Annotated in this window: 19 protein-coding genes; 6 read left to right on the forward strand and 13 right to left on the reverse strand. The window is 51.9% G+C overall.

Translation table 11 applies throughout. The annotated features are described in order from the left end of the window. Positions 1 to 20: 20 nt before the first annotated feature. Entirely contained in the window at positions 21 to 416 is a 396-nt protein-coding gene (locus J4614_RS18940) for a YraN family protein (RefSeq protein ID WP_000057285.1), read from the reverse strand. Then, complete coding sequence (locus J4614_RS18945) at positions 374 to 2,416, reverse strand: penicillin-binding protein activator (RefSeq protein WP_000249222.1); 2,043 nt, start codon at positions 2,414 to 2,416, stop codon at positions 374 to 376. The genes J4614_RS18940 and J4614_RS18945 overlap by 43 nt, the downstream gene beginning before the upstream one ends. 63 nt (positions 2,417 to 2,479) lie before the next feature. Here J4614_RS18945 and rsmI point away from each other — a divergent pair, with 63 nt between their 5' ends. Next, a complete protein-coding gene (gene rsmI, locus J4614_RS18950; RefSeq protein ID WP_000812288.1) occupies positions 2,480 to 3,343 on the forward strand; it encodes a 16S rRNA (cytidine(1402)-2'-O)-methyltransferase in 864 nt (287 codons plus the stop codon). A 157-nt stretch (positions 3,344 to 3,500) separates the two neighbouring features. Here the strand turns inward: rsmI and J4614_RS18955 are convergent, their stop codons facing one another. The 10 genes from J4614_RS18955 to J4614_RS19000 form a co-directional block, all read right to left on the reverse strand. Then, the gene (locus tag J4614_RS18955; RefSeq protein WP_001083899.1) at positions 3,501 to 4,274 is read right to left on the reverse strand and encodes a DeoR/GlpR family DNA-binding transcription regulator; all 774 of its coding nucleotides are present in this window, start codon (positions 4,272 to 4,274) and stop codon (positions 3,501 to 3,503) included. Positions 4,275 to 4,384: 110 nt separating this feature from the next. Further along, the gene (gatD, locus tag J4614_RS18960) at positions 4,385 to 5,428 is read right to left on the reverse strand and encodes a galactitol-1-phosphate 5-dehydrogenase (RefSeq protein WP_000844174.1); all 1,044 of its coding nucleotides are present in this window, start codon (positions 5,426 to 5,428) and stop codon (positions 4,385 to 4,387) included. A gap of 43 nt (positions 5,429 to 5,471) precedes the next feature. Beyond that, the gene (locus tag J4614_RS18965; RefSeq protein WP_000490600.1) at positions 5,472 to 6,845 is read right to left on the reverse strand and encodes a PTS galactitol transporter subunit IIC; all 1,374 of its coding nucleotides are present in this window, start codon (positions 6,843 to 6,845) and stop codon (positions 5,472 to 5,474) included. Between the two features lie 3 nt (positions 6,846 to 6,848). Beyond that, positions 6,849 to 7,133: a PTS galactitol transporter subunit IIB gene (gene gatB, locus J4614_RS18970; RefSeq protein ID WP_000824293.1), complete on the reverse strand. Its 285-nt coding sequence runs from the start codon at positions 7,131 to 7,133 to the stop codon at positions 6,849 to 6,851. Positions 7,134 to 7,163: 30 nt separating this feature from the next. Further along, a complete protein-coding gene (gene gatA / locus J4614_RS18975; RefSeq protein ID WP_079964876.1) occupies positions 7,164 to 7,628 on the reverse strand; it encodes a PTS galactitol transporter subunit IIA in 465 nt (154 codons plus the stop codon). Positions 7,629 to 7,642: 14 nt separating this feature from the next. Next, positions 7,643 to 8,914, reverse strand: a complete 1,272-nt coding sequence (gatZ, locus tag J4614_RS18980) for a tagatose-bisphosphate aldolase subunit GatZ (RefSeq protein WP_000676006.1) — start codon at positions 8,912 to 8,914, stop codon at positions 7,643 to 7,645. A gap of 197 nt (positions 8,915 to 9,111) precedes the next feature. Next, positions 9,112 to 9,918 carry an HPr family phosphocarrier protein gene (locus tag J4614_RS18985; protein ID WP_001175244.1) on the reverse strand — a complete coding sequence of 269 codons (807 nt, stop codon included), beginning with the start codon at positions 9,916 to 9,918 and terminating at the stop codon, positions 9,112 to 9,114. After that, positions 9,905 to 11,332, reverse strand: a complete 1,428-nt coding sequence (locus tag J4614_RS18990; protein WP_000719914.1) for a PTS fructose transporter subunit IIBC — start codon at positions 11,330 to 11,332, stop codon at positions 9,905 to 9,907. Before J4614_RS18990 ends, J4614_RS18985 begins: the two co-directional genes overlap by 14 nt. A gap of 26 nt (positions 11,333 to 11,358) precedes the next feature. Next, positions 11,359 to 12,273, reverse strand: coding sequence for a 1-phosphofructokinase (gene pfkB, locus J4614_RS18995; protein ID WP_000640685.1), 915 nt, complete (start codon positions 12,271 to 12,273; stop codon positions 11,359 to 11,361). A 10-nt stretch (positions 12,274 to 12,283) separates the two neighbouring features. Then, positions 12,284 to 13,138 (reverse strand): tagatose bisphosphate family class II aldolase, encoded by an 855-nt coding sequence (locus J4614_RS19000; protein WP_000469985.1) that lies wholly within the window; start codon positions 13,136 to 13,138, stop codon positions 12,284 to 12,286. A 333-nt stretch (positions 13,139 to 13,471) separates the two neighbouring features. Between J4614_RS19000 and J4614_RS19005 the strand changes: the two genes are divergently transcribed. Continuing rightward, positions 13,472 to 14,305, forward strand: coding sequence for a DeoR/GlpR family DNA-binding transcription regulator (locus J4614_RS19005; protein WP_058111632.1), 834 nt, complete (start codon positions 13,472 to 13,474; stop codon positions 14,303 to 14,305). A gap of 10 nt (positions 14,306 to 14,315) precedes the next feature. Beyond that, positions 14,316 to 15,263 (forward strand): sugar kinase, encoded by a 948-nt coding sequence (locus tag J4614_RS19010; protein ID WP_001027806.1) that lies wholly within the window; start codon positions 14,316 to 14,318, stop codon positions 15,261 to 15,263. Positions 15,264 to 15,502: 239 nt separating this feature from the next. Here the strand turns inward: J4614_RS19010 and garD are convergent, their stop codons facing one another. Then, on the reverse strand, positions 15,503 to 17,074 hold the full coding sequence (gene garD, locus J4614_RS19015) for a galactarate dehydratase (RefSeq protein ID WP_001273723.1): 1,572 nt from the start codon (positions 17,072 to 17,074) through the stop codon (positions 15,503 to 15,505). Positions 17,075 to 17,603: 529 nt separating this feature from the next. Between garD and garL the strand changes: the two genes are divergently transcribed. The 3 genes from garL to garK all read left to right on the forward strand — a co-directional run bounded on the left by garL (position 17,604) and on the right by garK (position 20,533). Beyond that, complete coding sequence (gene garL / locus J4614_RS19020) at positions 17,604 to 18,374, forward strand: 2-dehydro-3-deoxyglucarate aldolase (RefSeq protein ID WP_001057715.1); 771 nt, start codon at positions 17,604 to 17,606, stop codon at positions 18,372 to 18,374. A gap of 25 nt (positions 18,375 to 18,399) precedes the next feature. Next, entirely contained in the window at positions 18,400 to 19,290 is an 891-nt protein-coding gene (gene garR / locus J4614_RS19025) for a 2-hydroxy-3-oxopropionate reductase (protein ID WP_000178106.1), read from the forward strand. 97 nt (positions 19,291 to 19,387) lie between these two features. Beyond that, the gene (gene garK / locus J4614_RS19030; RefSeq protein ID WP_208293284.1) at positions 19,388 to 20,533 is read left to right on the forward strand and encodes a glycerate 2-kinase; all 1,146 of its coding nucleotides are present in this window, start codon (positions 19,388 to 19,390) and stop codon (positions 20,531 to 20,533) included. Positions 20,534 to 20,539 lie beyond the last annotated feature (6 nt).

Genomic DNA, 20,539 nt, shown 5'->3' on the forward strand with positions numbered 1-20,539 from the left:
CTAATCCTTAAAATCTTCAATTATGAGTGGTCGTTAAACGCATCCCGAAACCACTCAATCTCATTTCCGGTGAAGGCTAACACATCGAACCGACAATCCACAGTATCAAAACTCCCATTCTGGCGGGCGAGCCACAAGCGGGCAGTATGTAATAATTTGTGTTGCTTGCTGCGGGTCACACTGGCCGCCGCGCCGCCATAAAGCCCGGAGCGCCGATAGCGGACCTCAACAAAAACCGTCGTTTTTCCGTCACGCATGATCAGATCGATTTCGCCGCCGCGCTCGCGCACGTTGGCGGCGATAAACCGCAGTCCTTTGCTTTCCAGCCAGCGACGCGCGGCAGCTTCCCACGCGTCGCCAGCCTGTTTACGCGTTAGCTGGCGGGAACAATCTCCCCTTGCTGGTATTTGAGCCATGATAACTTCCTGTTAATCACACAATCCGGGCTGGCAGTTAATGCGCCGGTATTACCATTGATCTCAAACCCCTGCACCTGACGCATCTGCGAAAAGTGGTTCGCCAGCGTCCAGGCATCCACGCCCATGGCGTACATCCGCGCCAGAGAATAGTCGTTATGTACAGCGCTCAGCGCCTGCTGCATCAACGGCATATTGCCGCCTGCCAGCATAGGAATTTCACTGTATTGTAAACCTTCCATCTCCAGACGGAAGTCGGGGCCGGAGGTGCCTTGCGCGCTACGGGAGCTGGCATACAGCGTCGCGCCGCTCTGGGTGCCGTTACGCATGGCGATCATCGGTTTGATAAAGCCAATCTCTTCCGGCGTAGCCAGAATATAGACCGCGTCTACGCGTCCGCCGCCGGTGATTTGCGCGTCGGTCGGCGGCGCAGGGATGGTCAGACCGCCAATGGTGACGCCAGGCTGCGCAGGCACGCTGGCGGCGACCGGACTGCCCGTCAATGCGATACCCGCGCCGCCGTTCACGCCCATTTTCAGCTCGGCTACGGAGCCGAATTTTTGCTGTAACACGATGCCGCCGCCCAGTTTTTGCCACTCCTGGGTGAAGGCGTTCGCCACGCGATCGCCAAGCGCGCTGCGTGGGATCAACAGCAGCGGCGACTGCTTGCCCTGGTCATAAATATGATGCGCCGCGTCACGGGCTTCATCTTCAGGAGAGAGCGCGAAATAGCAGATATTAGGGAAGCTACGTACAGTTTCCGGCTGGTTGAGCGCCAGCACGTTGAGCGGCGTGTTGCTTTTCATCAGCGCTTCCACATTGTTTTTCAACAGCGGCCCGACCACGATACTGGCGCCGTCTTGCTGAACCTGAGCGAGCACCTGATCCAACGGCTGGGAAGAGGTATCGTAGATTTTTAATTCAGCGGAGGGATCCGCCGGCGCGCTTGCTGTAGCAGGGGGAGTTTGTGGCGCGCTGACTGGCGTAGCGGACTGGGATGGAGCGTCATCAGTCAGATCGCTCACCGAGGCCTGCGACGGACTGGCGACGCCGTTGGTCATTTGTGGTTGCGTCTCCTCCACGCCAGGTTCGACCGGCGCGTCAGGCGCGGCGGCAGGCTGCATTTCCACCGCCTGGGTGCCGAGGTTTTTCGCGGCTTCGAAACCTTGCTGGATGGTACGGCCAAACACGGCAGCCTGACCGTTCAGCGGCAGCAGCAGAGCGATTTTGCTGGTGGAAGCTGGTTTAAAACGTTGTACATTGACGAGCTGCGTCGGCAGCATTTTCGCCCCCGGATTTTGCGGGTAGCGTTTTCGCCAGTCGGCGATCCCGGCTTTCAGCATGTCCGGATCGTTGCGGTTGTCAAACCAGACGCGTTGCAGATCCAGCCAGCCCTGAAGCACATTTTCATCGGCGTTGATAACCAGCGTCCTGGCCTGATCCGGCGTCATGGCGGAGAGCGCCTGCCAGGTGGCGTCGATATTTTTTTGTTTCTCTTTCGCCGCCAGTAGCGGTTCCTGGGCGATTAACGCCCGCAATAGGGTAAGCGACGGGCGTCCCTGGCTGGCAACGATCTGCGCCTGCCAGTAACGCGCTTGCTGATGTGGCGCAAAGTCGGCGGGTTTTAGTTTATCCAGCAAGGCCTGCGCGCCTGCGACATCTTTTTGCGCCAGTTTGATTTCTACCGCTAATAAAGACTGTTCGCGACGCTGGGCATCATTCAGATTTTGCGGGAGTTGGTTGAACAGGTCGACGGCCTGCTGGCTTTTTCCTTCTTTCAGCAGTGCATGAATGGCGAGTAATTGCCAGTTGGTCTTGCTATCATCTGCGCTTTGCTGCATCTGATGCAGGTAAAAGGCGGAGTCAGCTTGCGCTGAACCCTGCATATAGGCTGCGCTTTGATCTGGCGCCTGGGTGCCGCACCCGGCGAAAAGTAGCGCAGCCAGGACGACAGGCAGCGCGCGCGCGGCGTTCAAACGAGAAAATGTTGAGGGTACCATACTGTATCCAGTGATATTTTTTTACGCAATGCTCAATATTAAATCGGCAATACGGACGACACAATGAAACAAAACGAATCGGCGGATAATTCTCAGGGCCAACTCTTTATTGTACCTACTCCTATCGGGAATTTGGCTGATATTACTCAACGCGCGCTGGAAGTTTTACAAGCCGTTGATTTAATTGCCGCTGAAGACACTCGTCATACCGGTTTATTGCTGCAACATTTTGGGATTAATGCCCGATTGTTCGCGCTGCACGACCATAACGAACAACAAAAAGCGGAAACGCTGGTCGCGAAGCTAAAAGAAGGGCAGAACATTGCGCTGGTTTCCGACGCCGGTACGCCACTAATTAATGACCCCGGCTATCACCTGGTGCGTACCTGCCGTGAAGCGGGGATTCGCGTGGTGCCGCTACCAGGGCCATGTGCGGCGATTGCCGCCCTGAGCGCCGCTGGCCTGCCATCTGACCGTTTCTGCTATGAAGGCTTTTTACCGGCGAAATCCAAAGGCCGCCGTGATGCGCTAAAAGCCATTGAAACGGAACCGCGAACGCTGATTTTTTATGAGTCAACCCACCGCCTGTTAGATAGCCTGGAAGATATCGTCGCGGTATTGGGAGAATCCCGTTATGTGGTGCTGGCGCGTGAGCTGACCAAAACCTGGGAAACCATTCACGGCGCGCCGGTCGGCGAGCTGCTGGCGTGGGTCAAAGAAGATGAAAACCGTCGCAAAGGCGAAATGGTGCTGATTGTCGAAGGCCATAAAGCGCAAGAAGACGACCTGCCCGCCGACGCGTTGCGCACGCTGGCGCTGCTACAGGCAGAACTGCCGCTGAAAAAAGCGGCGGCGCTGGCAGCAGAAATTCACGGCGTGAAGAAAAATGCGCTGTATAAGTACGCGCTGGAGCAGCAGGAAGAATAAAAGCGAGCGCCCGGGAACCGCCTTTTATCGCCATCGTGTTAATACTCAATCAGGTGATTGATGTGGGTAAATTGATGGGGGCATTGGGCGGTGATAGCGGGCCGGGCCTTTCCTTCGGGCTTACTCTCGCGATCAGCAACGCATAACCGACTCCTTTTTAGACGATCATTAATTCCACGCCTGTTTTCGCTAATGCCGCTTTATCCTGTTTGCTGATGGTGTCATCGGTTATCACACAATCGATCTTGTCCATCGGCAATACCTGGTTAAAGCCGCGACGGTTAAATTTGGTCGCGTCCAGTACCGCGATAACTTTGTGTGCCGCCGCCGCCATGACGCCGCTAATGGAATAACCTTCGTTAAACGTGGTAATACCGTTTGTCGCATCAATGCCATCCGCCCCGACAAACATGACATCGGCGCTGATGCCGTGTAGCGATCGTTCCGCAATCGTGCCGTGCATTGAGTGGGTTTTATGCCGTACCGTACCGCCGCAGACCACCAGCGTGAGATCTTTATTTTCTGATAGCGTAAAAGCGGCAGGCAAGCTGTTAGTGATCACCGTAATATTGCTTTTTCGCGCGAGCGCTTCCGCAATCAGTAATGTTGTGCTCCCGCTATCCAGAATGATGGTCATTCCTTCTTCAACCATTGCCGCAGCCGCCTGGGCAATCCGCTTTTTCGGATCGCTGGCGAGTTGATACCGATCTTCCAGAATGACTTCCTGATTGTCGCCTTCCGCCAGATGACTTCCCGGTTTTGCCGCGCCGCCATGAAAACGGGTGACAAGGCCTTTCTCTTCCAGCAGACGCAGGTCAGCACGGATAGTCACTTCAGAAATACCAAAGGTATTTGAAAGGTCCATCACCAGCACGCTGCCTTGCGTATTAATCAGGTCGACAATTTTATTTCTTCGCTCAAATGAGTTCATATTGATTTGCCTGATAATTAACTGTAACTAGTTTAAACGAAGGATTGCGAAAGGTGAACGCTAAATTTCGAAAGGAAATGTGAGCCAGCGCAGGTTGCTGGCTCGTACCATCAGGAAAGTTGAAGTAGGATTTTGCCCTGCATGGGCGCGCCATTAAGCGCTTTGACTGCTTCTGCAAAGCTTTCCGCATCGCCGCGATGGGCAATGAGAGGGGTCAGTTGAAGACGTTTTTCAGCCAACAGGCGCGCTGCGGTTTCCCATTCTTCTCCTGGCCATGGCGCGGAGTAGTTCATCCAACTGCCGAGGAGCGTGAGCTCTTTACGCAAAATTAGCCCGAATGTACGCGTTGTCAGGGTGAGATCGTGATGTAACGTCCCCACCAGCGCCAGTTGCGCGCGCGGCCCGGCGATATCGATAGCCAGCGAGACGGTCTGGGGAGTTCCTGCCGTTTCGAGAACCAGTTGATCAAACTGAATGTCGGACAACGCGGTCTGGATGTCGTCGGCGGTCATTTCCCGGCTATTACAGGTATGCGTTGCGCCGAGCGCTTTCGCCAGTTCCAGTTTCTGCGGATTGATATCAATCGCCGTTACGCTTCGCGCGCCCAGTTCCCGCGCGCACTGTAAGGCCAGCAGGCCAATTGTCCCGGCACCAACGATAATTACGTTTTTCCCCTCGCAGCCCTGCGCCAGATGAAAGGCGTGTAAGCCCACGGTAATCGGTTCGATAAACGCGCCATCTTCAATCGGCATATCAGACGGCAAGCGGAAAAGATTGGCCCGTTTGACCACCACATATTCCGCATTACCGCCTTCGCTGCGCGATCCTACAAACTGATACTGTTTGCATAAAGAAAAGTAACCGCGTTCGCATTGCGGACAGTGAAAGCAGGGAAGAAGCGGGACACAAGCGACGGCATCGCCAGGCTGCATATCCGTTACGCCTGTGCCGTAGGATTCAACGTAGCCGCTGAATTCATGACCTAACGTAATAGGATAATAATGGGCGCCCTGCGCGAAAATACGCGGGATATCCGATCCGCAAAGCCCTGAGCTAACGACTTTGACCAACACATCGTCCTCGGCTTGCAGTTGTGGTAAGGGGCGTTCTTCAACGCGCACGTCTCCCTCAGCGTGAATAACCACTGATTTCATAACATTCTCCAGGAAGGTGAGGGGAGCGATTGCTCCCCTAAAATTAAGAGGCGATTTGATTTTGCTGTAGCGCCGTGGCTTTCTCAGCCGCAACAAACTGTCGGGCGCGACGCCAGGTCAGCAGTACGCCGGCCAGATAGATAATGGCAATGACGGCGAAGCCGACGATATTCTGCCAGGTAAAAAGTTGAATCAGCAGCCAGGTGATGGGGGAACCGCCCTGATCCAGCGAGGCGACTTGTCCGCCGGCTTTTAGCGCTCCGGCATTGGCAGCCAGTTGGGTATGCAGGCCAATCGTCTGCGTGGCTATCCACAGGGTGATACCCATGATAATGACACCTGAAATCAGCGTGCGGAACAGGTTGCCCTGGTGTACCGCGACCGCCATCGCAATAAAGAAACCGATGGTGGCGAGGTCGCCGAACGGCAGCACCTGGTTCCCCGGTACTAAGACGGCAATCAGGATGGTCAGCGGAATGAATATCAGGCTCGCGGAGACAACAGAGGTATGACCGAGCAGTAGCGCTGGATCAAGGCCTATCAGGAACTCCTGCCCGCCAAATTTGGCCTGTAGACGTTTACGCGCATGTTTCGCGATAGGGGTTAGGCCATCCATAATAGGTTTAATGACGCGTGGCATAAGCAGCATCACCGCTGCGGTTTTGACCGCCAGTTGCAGAACGGCTTTGGCGTCGTAGCCTGCCAGTACACCAATCACCAGCCCCATCACGAAGCCGACAGTCACCGGCTCGCCAAACGGTCCGAAGCGTTTCTGGACATCGTCTGCGCTAAAGTGAATACGATTGAGGCCCGGAATTTTTTCGATAATGGTATCAACGAGCACCGCCACGGGGCCCAGGTACGCGGATGAACCGTGTGGGATAGCAATCCCCTCAAGGCCAAAATAGTCGCGGGTATCTTTGGCAAACCAGTCCCCCAGTTTGTAGACAAAGGCGGCATGAACCACAACGCCCAGAATCCCCAGCCAGTATGAACCGGTCGCCAGATGCAGCATGGCGCCCGTGAAGGTCATGTGCCAGATATTCCAGATATCGACATTCACCACGCGGGTCATGCGGGTCACCAGCATCAGGACGTTAACCCCGATGGCGACAGGGATCGCGACCAGCGCGATTTGTGACGCCCAGGTCATGGGCGATGAACCTGGCCAGCCGACGTCAATAACGTGGAGATTGATTTGGAAATGTTCCGCCATGGCTTTCGCCGCGGGGCCGATAGAATCCAGCATCAGGCCGATGACCAGACCAATACCCACGAAGCCGATACCAATATGCAAACCCGATTTAAAACAATCCCCAAGCTTCATTCCCAGCAGTTTAGAGAACACGATGATCACCAGAGGCAGCATCACCGTTGGGCCTAAGTCGAGGATATAACGCATTATTTCGCTAAACATACGTTACCCCATGAGAATGGACAGAATTTTTTGCTGTAATGCTTCAATACCCACGCCGGAAACAAAAGGCATACCGTGAACGACGGGAATATCGCCAAAGGCGCGATCGACCCTGGCAGTGGTACAGATAAGATCGGCGCCGTCCATATAGGTTTCGATTTCGGTGACCCGGCATTGCACTAAGTCGAGCTCAATATGGTTGGCATCACATAGCTCTTTAATTTCTTCCGCAGCCATCGTTGAGGTTGCAACCGCACCGCCACAGGCCACAATTACTTTACGTTTCATAGGGTATTCCTCATTATTATCAATTTATTATCAAACCTGGACGCACTGCTCAGGCTCAAGGATGGTTTCCTGAAAGCGTATCGCCAGTTCGGCATCCGGCGCGCTTAACAGGGCATCGAGGGTGCTCGGGTTCTGTAGCTCACTAAACAGGCGGCGCAGAAGTTTTAGCTGTGCCGCCGGGTTTTCAACGATTAAGGCGATGATTAACGAAACGGCAATCTCTTCGTCATCATCCGCCTGTTGAAACATGACCGGCTTATCTGGACGAATCAGATAGATAGCGGGTGATTTCGCATGAACCGCCTCGCAATGAGGGATAGCGACGGCGTGACGCTCCAGCGCAATGCCGGTAGGAAAAGACGCTTCACGTTCCACCAGCGCCTGCGGATAACTATCATGTACCACGTCTTTCGCCAGCATCTCTTTGCCAATGTGCGCCAGCGCCTGTTGGCTCGAGTCGAATGTGATTCCGGTTCGGACAAATAGTTGGCTCATAAATTCTCCATTATTCAGGCGACATCCGGCGTGCAACCGAAGCGATAAGCGCGCAGAACATCCTGAATTTTGTCAATAATCAGGTTATGCGGCGTGGGGGTGAGCACGCCCTCAGACAGGCGTTCAAACTGTACGGGCATAAACTGGCTAATTAATCCCAGCGGCAATGTGACGTTGTTCAGATTGGCGATTAACTTCTCTACGCTTTGACGAATACGCGGGTGCGGCCAGTAATAGCGAATACGGTCAGACAAACTAAAGTGGATGTCGACCATCGCCTGGCTCCAGGTTGGACGGTAGTATTTTTTCCAGTAGCCTGGCTCGTTTAGCATCACTTCATCGATAACTTCCATCACGCGGCTACGTTGTTCCGGGGATACCAGCTCATTTTCCATTTGCGCAAGTGCGAAAATGGCTTCGCGCAGCGCGAAAGTGAGCGCCGGGCCGACCTTCAGAATGGCGTAATGATCGCGAACGAGGGCGCGGTAGGCCTGTCGCGTCTGATAATCAGTCGAATGCGCTTCATAGACCATCGGCGTTTCTTTTATCCATGCGGAGAGCGCCTGTGCCGCCTGCGGCTGATAATGAATAATCTGGGTATGATCAAATTCAACGCCCGGTTGCACCACAATGGCGATCACGCGTGACAGTGCTTCTTCCAGACCTGATTCACGAAACGCGATTTGGTGAGTTTCCAGCGTACGGGCAGCATCGACTTCGCGGGTGACATGAACGCTGCCGATAGTACTGGCTTCACCGCCAGGAACGGGCACTTCCGTGCCGATGACATAAGTCAGATGGCATTTTTGTTCTTCGTTTGCGGTCTCTTCTGCTGCTTTACAAAGCACGGCGGCACGGCGTGCAACGACCATCGGATCCAACGGTGTCGGGTCATCTGCGCAGGACATCGACGCGTCCAGGTGAATTTTGCTAAAACCAGCGGCGACATACGCTTTTATTAACTCAACCGACTTTTCCATTGCCGCCGCTGCCGGTTCGTTCTGCCAGCAGTTAGGCCCTAAATGATCGCCACCAAGAATCAACCGCTCACGTGGAAATCCCACTTCCTGGGCGATGCCATAGACAAAATCACGAAAGTCAGCCGGTTTCATGCCGGTATAACCGCCAAACTGATTCACCTGATTGGATGTGGCTTCAATCAATACTTTGTTGTCAGTGTTGAGATCGAAAAGCAGAGCTGATTCGATAACCAGGGGATGAGCAGAACAAACTGAACAGATGCCCAGATGTTCTCCTGCTTTATGACGAGCAATTATTCCTTTCACTTTTATCTCCGAATTCTTTCGTTTATCTTCTTCGAAAGAATTTATAGGCTTTCGTAATGTTGTTTTGTGATTTTGATCTGATAAATGAAAGTTGCGAAAGAAAATGTAAGATGACGAAAGGGTATGTAATGTCTGTGATTTCACTTTGTCATGAAAAACCGTACCCGCCGGAGCGGGCACGGAGGAACAAACGAAGGCTAATTAAACAATCGAGATAGCCAACTGCGCTTTGGCTGCATGACTTCTGGTGGTGGGGTAACGGGAACGGTGATCATCTCGCCTGCACCAGAGGCGATAAGCTCCTCGATTTCACGTAGTGCCTGCTGTGCATCTTCGCCCTGCGCCCGGAACAACAAGCGATGCCCCTTTTTCGCGCCGAGCGACACCACCCGCATCAGGTTTTTCCCGTCCACCGGGCCGGAGGCGTTATCCAGATTTTCTACCGTAATGTGGCTTTGAAACTGTTTGATAAACTTCACCAGCACCGCACTGGGTCTGGCATGTAAACCATGCGGATTATGGATGACAAACGTTGCCTGCTCACCCTCCTGCAACTCCACGGCTGCTGGCGTATTGGTCGTCGATCCAGTCAGTAGCGTTAAAACCTGACTGGGGGATTCGGCTTTAGCCAATGCTTGCGGAATAGCGTCATCGCTGAGCACGCGAGTCAGTTGGCGCAAAATCTCAAGATGTTCATTGGAGCGCGCGGCAATTCCGGTGACCAGATACGCGGTGTTGCCGTCACCCCAGTCAACGCCGTAGCGAAAAACGATTACCTTTACACCGGTTTGTAATACCGCATCGCGAGACTCTGGCGTACCGTGTGGGATCGCGATTCCATTGCCCAGATAAGTGGAAATCTGTGCTTCGCGATCCAACATGCCGCGTAAATAGTCAGGCGTGGTATTGCCAGCCGCAGATAACTTTTCCACCACACGGTGCAGAGCGGTGACTTTATCGAGGCGCTCATCGCTGACAAAAATATCGTGTTCACAGAGCTGCATTCTGACCTCCAGCCTTTACTACAGGAGTTGTGTTGACTGAATTTTTGCGCACAGCCCACAATCTCCATAGGCCAAGCATCACCGCACCACATGCAGAGCCCGCAAGGATACATAACACCCAGGCCAGCGGCTGACTCACCAAAGGTAAAATTAAGAAGCCGCCGTGAGGAGCCGGAACCTGAATACGCAAGCTGTAGCTAAGTACCGCGGAAATGCTGGAAGCAATCATCATCATCGGGATGACACGCAAAGGATCTTTCGCTGCGAAAGGAATCGCGCCTTCAGTGATGTGTGTACAACCGAGGATATAGTTAACCATGCCTGCGGCACGTTCTTCCTCGCTAAAACCTTTTGGAAAGAAGGTGGTCGCCAGAGCAATTACCAGTGGTGGAGTAATACATGCGGCAGACACACCAGCCATAAAGTAGAAGTTGCCCTGGCCCAGTAAAAGCGTGCCGGTGACATAAGCGGCTTTGTTTACCGGGCCGCCAAAGTCAAAGGAGCACATTGCACCCACCACAATACCCAGCAATATTGGATTCGCTTCCTGTAGAGATGCCAGCCAGTTCATCATGCTATTATTGATAGCTGCGACAGGTTGCCCAAGCAGCGACATCAACACGCCAATAACCAGTACGCCAATGAGCGGCATAATAAAAATCGATTTCAGGCCTTCATACTGACGCGGTAAGCCTTCGAGTCGATTCTTTACCCATAACATCAGGTAACCGGCGGCGAATCCGGCAATTATCCCACCGAGAAATCCTGCGCCGGTAGCATTTGCCAGTAAGCCGCCGACAAATCCAGCCACCATCCCTGGTCTGCCAGAAATAGAGAATGCAATATAAGCGGTAAAGACCGGAACCATAATCGAAAAGGCTTGCTGACCGATTTTCATTAGCATAGCGGCGGTTGCATTGTATTCAGCTGAATTAGGATCAGCGGAATAAATCCCCCATAAAAACGACACCGCAATTAATATGCCTCCGGCAACTACAAAAGGCAGCATATTTGAAACACCACTCATCAGGTGTTTATAAATTTGTCGCCCAAGCGATTCTTTTTCGATAATTTCCGTTCTGGTGGTTGATTCGCCTTTACGTATTGGGGCTTCACCATTAATAACTTTGTTAATCAGCTCCGCAGGATGATGGATTGCTTCTTTTACCGGTACTTCAATAACCGGTAAACCATTAAAGCGATCAGGTAAGACATCTTTATCCGCCGCAATAATGACTCCGGCAATATCTACCAGATCAGCAGGTTGAATAGCATTTTCAACGCCACTGGCACCATTGGTTTCAACTTTTATTTCAACAGATAATTTTTTCGCGGCATTTTTTAAGGCTTCTTCAGCCATAAATGTATGCGCAATACCGGTAGGGCAGCCGGTCACTGCAATGATCTTTTTCATAAGCAGACCTTAAATTGTAATTTAACCTACAGCTTTCTGACGTGGATTTGCGAAAGTAAGGTTTCTATTGCCGCAAGTTGGCCTAATCCGGCAGAACTTGCGACATCAGCTCCTGTTGCACTGGCAAGAGATAAGGCATATTCCACTTCTCCTGTAGATAACCACTGGCTGAGAAAGGCGGCCAGTGCAGCATCGCCTGCACAGGCGGAGCTCACCAAATCAACTGTTGGCGCGCTACAAAACCAGTAATCAATCCCATTGGAGAAATACATTCCTTTAGCGCCAAGGGTTAGCAGAACATTTTGTGCACCAAGTGCATGTAAAGTGGTAAGAGTATTTTTCGCATCATTGTCGTCAGAGACAGTTAAACCGAATATTGCTTTAACCTCTTCATCATTTGGTTTAATTAATAACGGTTTGAACTCCAGTAACTGACGTAATGACGGATGACTAATATCTAAAATTACGCCGATATTTTTTTGCTGACAAATATGCATAATTTCTGCGTAAAAGCGGCTTTCAATACCTTGTGGCAGGCTGCCGCTTATCACCAGATATTCTGCATCGGGCAGTTGAGAAATAATCGTGATGATTTGTTGTTTACATTCATCTGGAATATATGAGCCAGGGTTGATCAGTTTATATTCCTGCTGCCCGTCATGAATGAAAATATTAATCCGCGTGGGTTCTTCTACCCATGCTGGTGTGACTGGCATTTTTCGGGTACGCAGGCTTTCTACAATATAATGCCCGGTGAAACCTCCAAAAATTCCTAATATATGCGCAGGTATTTGAAAGTGATCCAGAACCAGCGCAACATTTACCCCTTTACCATTTGGGCAAAACTCGGTGTGGTGAGTGCGATTGACAATATTTGGCTGTAAAGGATCGCTAAATATATTCATATCAATCGCGCTATTAAGTGTTAGCGTGTAGATCACAGGCGATTCCTCACAGTTGCCCTTCACAGCCGCAAACATGAATTACTTTGCGTACCACCTCTTTCATCGCCTGTTTTGCTGGTTGCATATAGTGGCGGGGATCATTGGCTTTCGGGTTTTGCAGGAAATACTCTTTTAAGGCGTCGGAGAAGGCGATTTTCAGTTCGGTGGCAACATTGACTTTGCATACCCCAAGGCTGATGGCCTGGCGAATATCGCTTTCCGGCAAACCAGATGCCCCATGCAATACCAGAGGGATATCCACCAGAGCGCGTATTTCTGCCAGTCGCTCAAAATCAAGTTTAGGTTCAGCGGCATACATGCCGTGTGCCGTGCCGATAGCAACCGCCAGCGAATCAATGCCGGTGCGCGCCACAAACTCACGTGCTTGCTGTGGATTGGTGTAAAGGGCATCTTTGCTGTCTACCACTAAATCATCTTCGATCCCACCAAGGCGGCCCAGTTCTGCCTCCACGCTGGTGTCGTAGCGATGGCAAAAATCGACCACGCTTTTCACCAGCGCCACATTCTCTTCAAAGGGAAAGTGGGAACCATCGATCATGACTGAACGGATCCCTGCCATAACTTTGCTTTCGATATCGGCTAACGATTCATGATGATCCAGATGAATGGCCAGTGGCAGATTGTATTCACGAGCCAGATCGCCCGCGATCGCCACAATGTTACCCATTCCGGCATAGCTAAACGTGCCTGGTGTTCCGGCAACGATCAGCGGTGAGCGCATTTCTGCGGCGGTTTCTACCACCACCTGCAAGGTTTCCAGGTTATGGATGTTAAAGGCTGGCACGGCATAGCCTGCATGCTGGGCCTTCTGGAGCATATTTTTACTGGAAATAATGAACATAGTGGTCTCCGTTTATAACTTTCGAAATTAAAGTTTAAAATAAAAATAACCTTCGTTTTGAAAGTAATGTAACGATCATTGCCACACATGATTGTGATCATCGACACAAAAGCAGGATAATTTTTCTTAAATGAAATCAAAAATGTGGATTTAAATTTTGTTTTGTAAGTAAATAGGAGACGTGAAAATTCTATAATTAATTGATTTTATTGTTATGTTTTCCATTGAGCATTCGGTGACGTGGTGCAAAATTGACATCCCCTGTCAGAAGTTTAAAAATGAAAGTTAAAGCACGGGATAACTTCCCGACGAAGCGGAAAAAAAGGGTATGTTGTGGCAAAACCATCTACCAGCCTGTTGAAAAGGCGTCTGGACATTGCCGAAATCGTCCGTAAAAACGGCGAAATAAAAGTAGACGATTTGGCTGAAATGTTATCGGTTTCAGGGGTAACGATCCGTAATGATCTCAATTACCTGGAGCAACAAGGCTATCTGAAACGCTCCTTTGGCGGAGCGATTTACACGGCCCAACCCGTCAGAGCAGCGGTAAGCCATGAAGTGGTGCAGTCGCAGGCGTTAGAGCATAGCGTAGAGCTGGAACTGGCTAAGCAGGTTGCCCGTCTGGTCTGCGACGACGATACCGTGTTTCTGGGGGCCGGAGAGGTGTTGCGTAAAGCGCTTCCTTTCCTGGGCGATTATCGGGATCTGTGCCTTATCATCAACGATCTTAGCCATGTTGCGCCGGCCCGTGATTATATCGATGGTGAAATTGTGTTGTTGGGCGGTGTACTGGGGCGTAGTGGCCAGGCGCTGGGGGGCGAAATCGCCATCCAATCTTTGCAACAATTTCAACCGTCATGTTGTCTGGTGATGGTAGACCATATCAGCGAGGATGGCACGCTCAACGTGAAAAACGAAAGTGCAGCTGCTTTGCTAAGTGAATGCCTGCGCCTTAGTGGACAGAGTATTGCCGTGGTGGCGCAGCGTCCGATTCATGATGTGGCGCGTTATCCGGTAGGGAAACTGAATACGCTGAGCGCGATTATTACGCCACAGATTGTCGCCGCTGAGTACCACTCACGGTTTCTGGCCGACGGCTTAACCAACAGTTATACCAATAACGAATGTCTGACCTGGATAAACCCGCCCCTGCATCAGGCAAGATGAAGGACAACGCATGAACATAACAATCGCAACATTGGGTGAATTGCTCGTCGAGTTTCTGGCAAAAAAAGAGAACCAGGGATTTTCCTCTCCGGGAGAATTTTGGGGGCCGTATCCCAGTGGGGCGCCCGCCATATTTGCCGATCAGGTTGCTAAACTTGGTTTTCGTTCATTGTTGTTTAGCTGTGTTGGCAACGATGCCTTTGGCGTTATGAATATTACCCGCTTGTCGCGCGATGGCGTAAATGTACAGGGAATTTCCGTACTGCCGAACGCCACAACAGGCAGTGCTTTTGTCAGCTACCGAAGCCAGGCCCAGCGCGATTTTATTTTCAACATGCCGGACAGTGCGTGCGGTTTGCTGAGTGCCGATCACCTTGATGAAACATTACTCAGACAATATCGCCACTTTCATATTATGGGATCGTCATTATTTTCCTTTCGTTTGATCGATGCCGTACGCAAGGCGATTAGCATTGTAAAAGAAAATGGTGGCACAATTTCTTTCGATCCTAATATCCGTAAAGAGATGCTAAAGATCCGCGAAATGTCGCAGGCCTTTGAATACATTCTTGATTACACGGATTTCTTCCTGCCAAGCGATGGCGAACTGGATTATTTCGGCCTGAGTAAATCCCGCGATGAAGAGAAAATTGTCGCAAGGCTTCACAAGCGTGGAATTGCCCACGTCATCATTAAACGTGGCGCCCGTGGAGCCAGTTACTATTCAAAAGACGAACAACATCATGTGGCTGGGTATCCGGTGAAGGTGGTTGATCCTACAGGCGCTGGCGATTGCTTTGGCGCAACCTTTGTTAGCCTGTTTCTTGCGGGATATTCCGTACCCGATGCTTTAGCCCATGCTAATGCCGCAGGATCGCTGGCTATCTCTGCGCGTGGGCCGATGGAAGGCACGTCCACGCTGGCACAAATTAAAGAATTGATGATGCAGCAGAATTGAGTAAAGGTAATTAATAGGCTGTCGTTATATTCGACATACCTCAAATTGCATGTGCTGCGACTCAAATTAGTGAGAAACGTAATGTTGCGCCTGGCAGAGAATTTCAATTTATTGAATTTTAATGCTTTTATGGTGGATTGGGTGTTTTTGCCATATCCGGTATGAACATGGCGCAGTTTATCAAACATATGAAAACATGGCCCTTAAGCCATGTTTTGCGAGGCGCTTTCCAGAATAGATCAGGTCACAGGTGCCGGGTTAAACACTGCCAGCTGGTTATGCAATCCCCACTGGTCCGAGAAAGTCTTTTTCCGGCCGCTGGCGACATCGAGAATAAAGTGAAACAGCTTCCAGCCCACATCTTCGATTGTCTCTTCACCCGTGGCGATGGTGCCTGCATTGATATCCATTAAGTCATACCAACGGTTCGCCAGCTCGGTACGCGTCGCCATTTTAATGACCGGCACCGCCATCAGCCCGTAAGGCGTGCCGCGTCCGGTGGTAAAGACCTGTACGGTAATGCCGGAAGCGACCTGCTGCGTGCCGCAGACGAAATCGCTGGCGGGCGTCGCGGCGTAAATCAGGCCGCGTTTGGTGGGGCGCTGGCCCGGCGACAATACTTCCACAATGGCGCTCTTACCCGATTTAGCGATAGAGCCCAACGCTTTTTCCACCACATTCGCCAGGCCGCCTTTTTTGTTGCCAGGGGACGGGTTAGCGCTGCGATCGGTTTTCCCCATATCAAGGTAGTTATCGTACCAGGCCATTTCATCCAGCAGGCGTTTACCCACGGCTTCGTTGATGGCGCGCGGCGTCAGAAGATGAATGGCATCGCGCACTTCGGTGACCTCCGAGAACATGACGGTCGCGCCGCAGCGTACCAACAGATCGGAAGCATAACCCACCGCCGGGTTTGCCGTGACGCCGGAAAACGCATCGCTGCCGCCGCACTGCATCCCGACGACCAGCTCGGAGGCCGGGCAGGTTTCGCGCTGGCGCTGGTTCAGTTTCGTCAGATGGCGTTCGGCGACCCGCAAAATATCGTCGACCATTGATTTAAAGCCGACATGCTGCTCGTCCTGTAAACGCACAATACTGGCGCTTTCAACGGCGATAGCGGGGACATCCTCGGTGCCTTCCAGCAGTCGTTCCGGCTGCAGTTTTTCGCAACCGAGGCCAATCACCATCACTTCGCCGCCAAAATTGGGGTTAAGCGCGATATTATGAATCGTGCGAATCGGCACGACCGCCGCCGGCGCGTTGATTGCCACGCCGCAGCCGTACAGATGGTTTAGCCCTACAACGCCATCGACATTCGGGTATTTGGGCAGCAGATCGCGCTCAATCACTTTCACCACATAATCGACCACGCCCGCCACACAGTGCACGCTGGTGGTAATGCCAAGTAGATTTTTGGTGCCGACGCTGCCATCGGCGTTACGATAGCCCTCAAACGTGTAGCCTTCCAGCGGCGGCAGCGGTTCCGGTACTTTGGTCGCCAACGGTAGCGTATTCAGCGGCGGCGCTTTTGGCAGTTCAACCAGCGACTCGTCGATCCAGCTTCCGCGCGGGATGTCGCGTACCGCATAACCGATGACTTCGCCATAACGGATGATTTCGCCGTGAGCGGGGATATCCGTCAGAGCGACTTTATGGCCTTGCGGAATATGTTCAGTCAGTTCCAGGCCATCCGGAAAACGTGTTCCGGCTTTAAGACCGTGGTCATTAACAATAATTGCGACATTATCGGTTTCATGTACTTTTATATAAAACGCCGATGGCGATTCCTGGCGAATTTCGATATTGGCCATTGTTCAACATTCTCCAGCCTGGATGATAGAAATAGGATTATCTATTTTGGTTATGGTTAAATCGTTAAATCTCAATATAAGAAATAAAGTTCATGCATAATGAAATAAGAATGACAGGAGTATAAATATAAGAATGTGATCCAGATCACCGCAAATTATGAAATTTTTTATGTAGGCCGGGTAAAGCGTAAATGTGTGCATTAGCGCCCAGTATCATGGGCGTATGCTCAAAAATAAGCGTTAAATAATCCCTTTTTAATGAGCGTTTGCACAATGATTATCCGCCATAGGCTGTTTATACTGAATGGCGAATTCAGTGTATCTGACGAGTTATTTGAAAATACCATGATAATAATAAAAGACGATAAAGATATCAGAACGGTATATTGTGATACAGGATGTGTACCACATTAGAAATAGAATGTGGAGATCCATTCTGATTTCAGATAAGCATTTTATTGTCGTTGCTATAAGTTATGGTGGCGGCATCACATGTAGAGAATTAAAGAAATAAGCGAAGGTATAAGCGATGAATAACGCTATTTTCCCGAATAAGTTTAAAGCGGCGCTGGCGGCGCAACAGGTGCAGATTGGCTGCTGGTCTGCACTGGCAAGCCCAATCACCACCGAAGTTCTCGGTCTGGCGGGATTTGACTGGCTGGTGCTGGATGGCGAACATGCGCCGAACGATGTGACCACCTTAATTCCGCAGTTAATGGCATTGAAAGGCAGCGCCAGCGCGCCTGTGGTACGTGTGCCAACCAATGAACCGGTCATTATCAAACGGATGCTGGATATTGGGTTTTATAACTTCCTGATCCCCTTTGTTGAAACGCAAGAGGAAGCGGCTCGCGCCGTCGCCTCGACGCGTTACCCGCCGGAAGGCATTCGCGGCGTCTCCGTTTCTCACCGCGCGAATATGTTCGGTACGGTGCCTGATTACTTTGCGCAGTCGAACAAAAACATCACCATTATTGTTCAAATCGAAAGCCAGTTGGGTGTCGACAATGTTGATGCCATCGCCGCAACGGAAGGCGTTGATGGCATTTTTGTCGGCCCAAGCGATCTGGCCGCCGCGCTGGGTCATCTCGGCAATGCTTCTCACCCTGACGTGCAGCAGACGATTCAACATATTTTCGCCCGCGCTAAAGCGCACGGTAAACCGTGCGGCATTCTGGCGCCGGTAGAGGCGGATGCCCGCCGTTATCTGGAATGGGGCGCGACCTTTGTCGCCGTTGGCAGCGATTTAGGCGCATTCCGCGCCAGCACGCAGAAGCTTGCCGACACCTTTAAAAAATAATCCTGGTATGGAAAGAGAGAACGCTATGACGATGAAAGTTGGCTTTATTGGCTTAGGCATCATGGGTAAGCCCATGAGCAAAAACTTACTGAAAGCAGGGTATTCGCTGGTGGTGTCCGATCGTAATCCTGAAGCGATTGCCGACGTCATTGCCGCAGGCGCGGAAACGGCCTCTACGGCGAAGGCGATCGCTGAACAGTGTGACGTCATCATCACGATGCTGCCTAACTCTCCGCATGTGAAAGAGGTTGCGCTGGGCGAGAACGGTATCATCGAAGGCGCGAAGCCGGGAACCGTATTGATTGATATGAGTTCTATCGCGCCGCTGGCAAGCCGTGAAATCAGCGATGCGCTGAAGGCGAAGGGCGTTGAGATGTTGGATGCGCCGGTCAGCGGCGGCGAGCCGAAGGCGATTGATGGCACGCTGTCGGTGATGGTGGGGGGCGATAAAGCCATTTTCGACAAGTACTACGACCTGATGAAAGCGATGGCGGGTTCCGTGGTGCATACCGGCGATATCGGCGCAGGCAACGTCACAAAACTGGCTAACCAGGTGATCGTGGCGTTGAATATCGCCGCCATGTCTGAAGCGCTGACGCTGGCGACTAAAGCGGGCGTCAACCCGGATCTGGTCTATCAGGCGATTCGCGGCGGTCTGGCTGGCAGCACGGTACTGGATGCGAAAGCGCCGATGGTCATGGACAGAAACTTTAAGCCAGGTTTCCGTATCGATCTGCACATTAAAGATCTGGCGAATGCGCTGGATACCTCCCACGGCGTTGGCGCGCAGCTCCCGCTGACCGCCGCCGTTATGGAAATGATGCAGGCATTACGCGCGGATGGACACGGTAATGACGACCATAGCGCGCTGGCGTGCTACTACGAAAAACTGGCGAAAGTGGAAGTCACTCGCTAACGACGTTGTGCCCGGATGGCGTGTAGCGATCCGGGCCTGAATTTCAGGCTGTATAAGTGAAACGCCATCCGGCGTTGTGCAGTAACAGGCTACCACTATGAAAATCGTAATTGCCCCCGACTCCTACAAAGAAAGCCTTTCTGCCGCCGAGGTAGCGCAGGCGATAGAAAAAGGATTTCGGGAAATTTTCCCCGATGCGCAATATGTCTCTGTTCCGGTTGCCGATGGCGGCGAAGGAACGGTCGAAGCCATGATTGCCGCGACGCAGGGCGTTGAACGCGCCGCATGGGTGACCGGGCCGTTGGGTGAAAAAGTGAAAGCCTGCTGGGGAATGTCCGGGGATGGTAAAACCGCGTTTATTGAAATGGCGGCGGCCAGCGGACTGGCGCTGGTTTCGCCAGAAAAACGCAACCCTTTGATTACTACCTCGCGGGGAACGGGGGAGCTGATATTGCAGGCGCTGGAAAGCGGCGCAAGCAATATCATTATCGGCATTGGCGGCAGCGCGACAAATGATGGCGGCGCGGGGATGATGCAGGCGTTAGGCGCAAAACTGCGCGATGCAAACGGCGCGGATATCGGTTACGGTGGCGGAAGCCTTCATTGTCTAAGCGACATTGATATTTCAAAGCTCGATCCCCGTTTAAAACTCTGCGCTATTCGTGTCGCTTGCGATGTCTCTAATCCTCTGATCGGCGACAACGGCGCATCACGAATTTTTGGGCCGCAGAAAGGCGCGACCGAAGAGAACATTGTTGAGCTGGACAGAAATCTTGCTCACTATGCCGACATCATAAAAAAATCGCTGAATGTCGACGTAAAGGCGGCGCCCGGCGCAGGCGCGGCAGGCGGTATGGGGGCGGCGTTAATGGCTTTTCTCGGTGCGGAATTACGCAGCGGGATCGAAATTGTCACGGCGGCACTGAACCTGGAGGAGCATATCCACGACTGTACGCTGGTGGTGACGGGAGAAGGGCGGATTGATAGCCAAAGTATTCGCGGTAAAGTGCCGATTGGCGTCGCGAATGTGGCGAAAAAATATCATAAGCCAGTGATTGGCATTGCCGGCAGCCTGACGCACGATGTAGGGATAGTGCATCACTATGGCATCGACGCTGTCTTTAGCGTACTCACGCGCATCGTGACGCTGGAGGAGGCTTTTCGGGGCGCTTTTGACAATATTTATCGGGCATCCAGAAATGTTGCTGCCGCTCTGGCGATAGGAATGCGCAGCGCAGGGTGACAAAGT

Source organism: Salmonella sp. 32031103-2018-00083-FB-01-SM-01, assembly GCF_017571995.1.
Lineage (GTDB): Bacteria > Pseudomonadota > Gammaproteobacteria > Enterobacterales > Enterobacteriaceae > Salmonella > Salmonella enterica.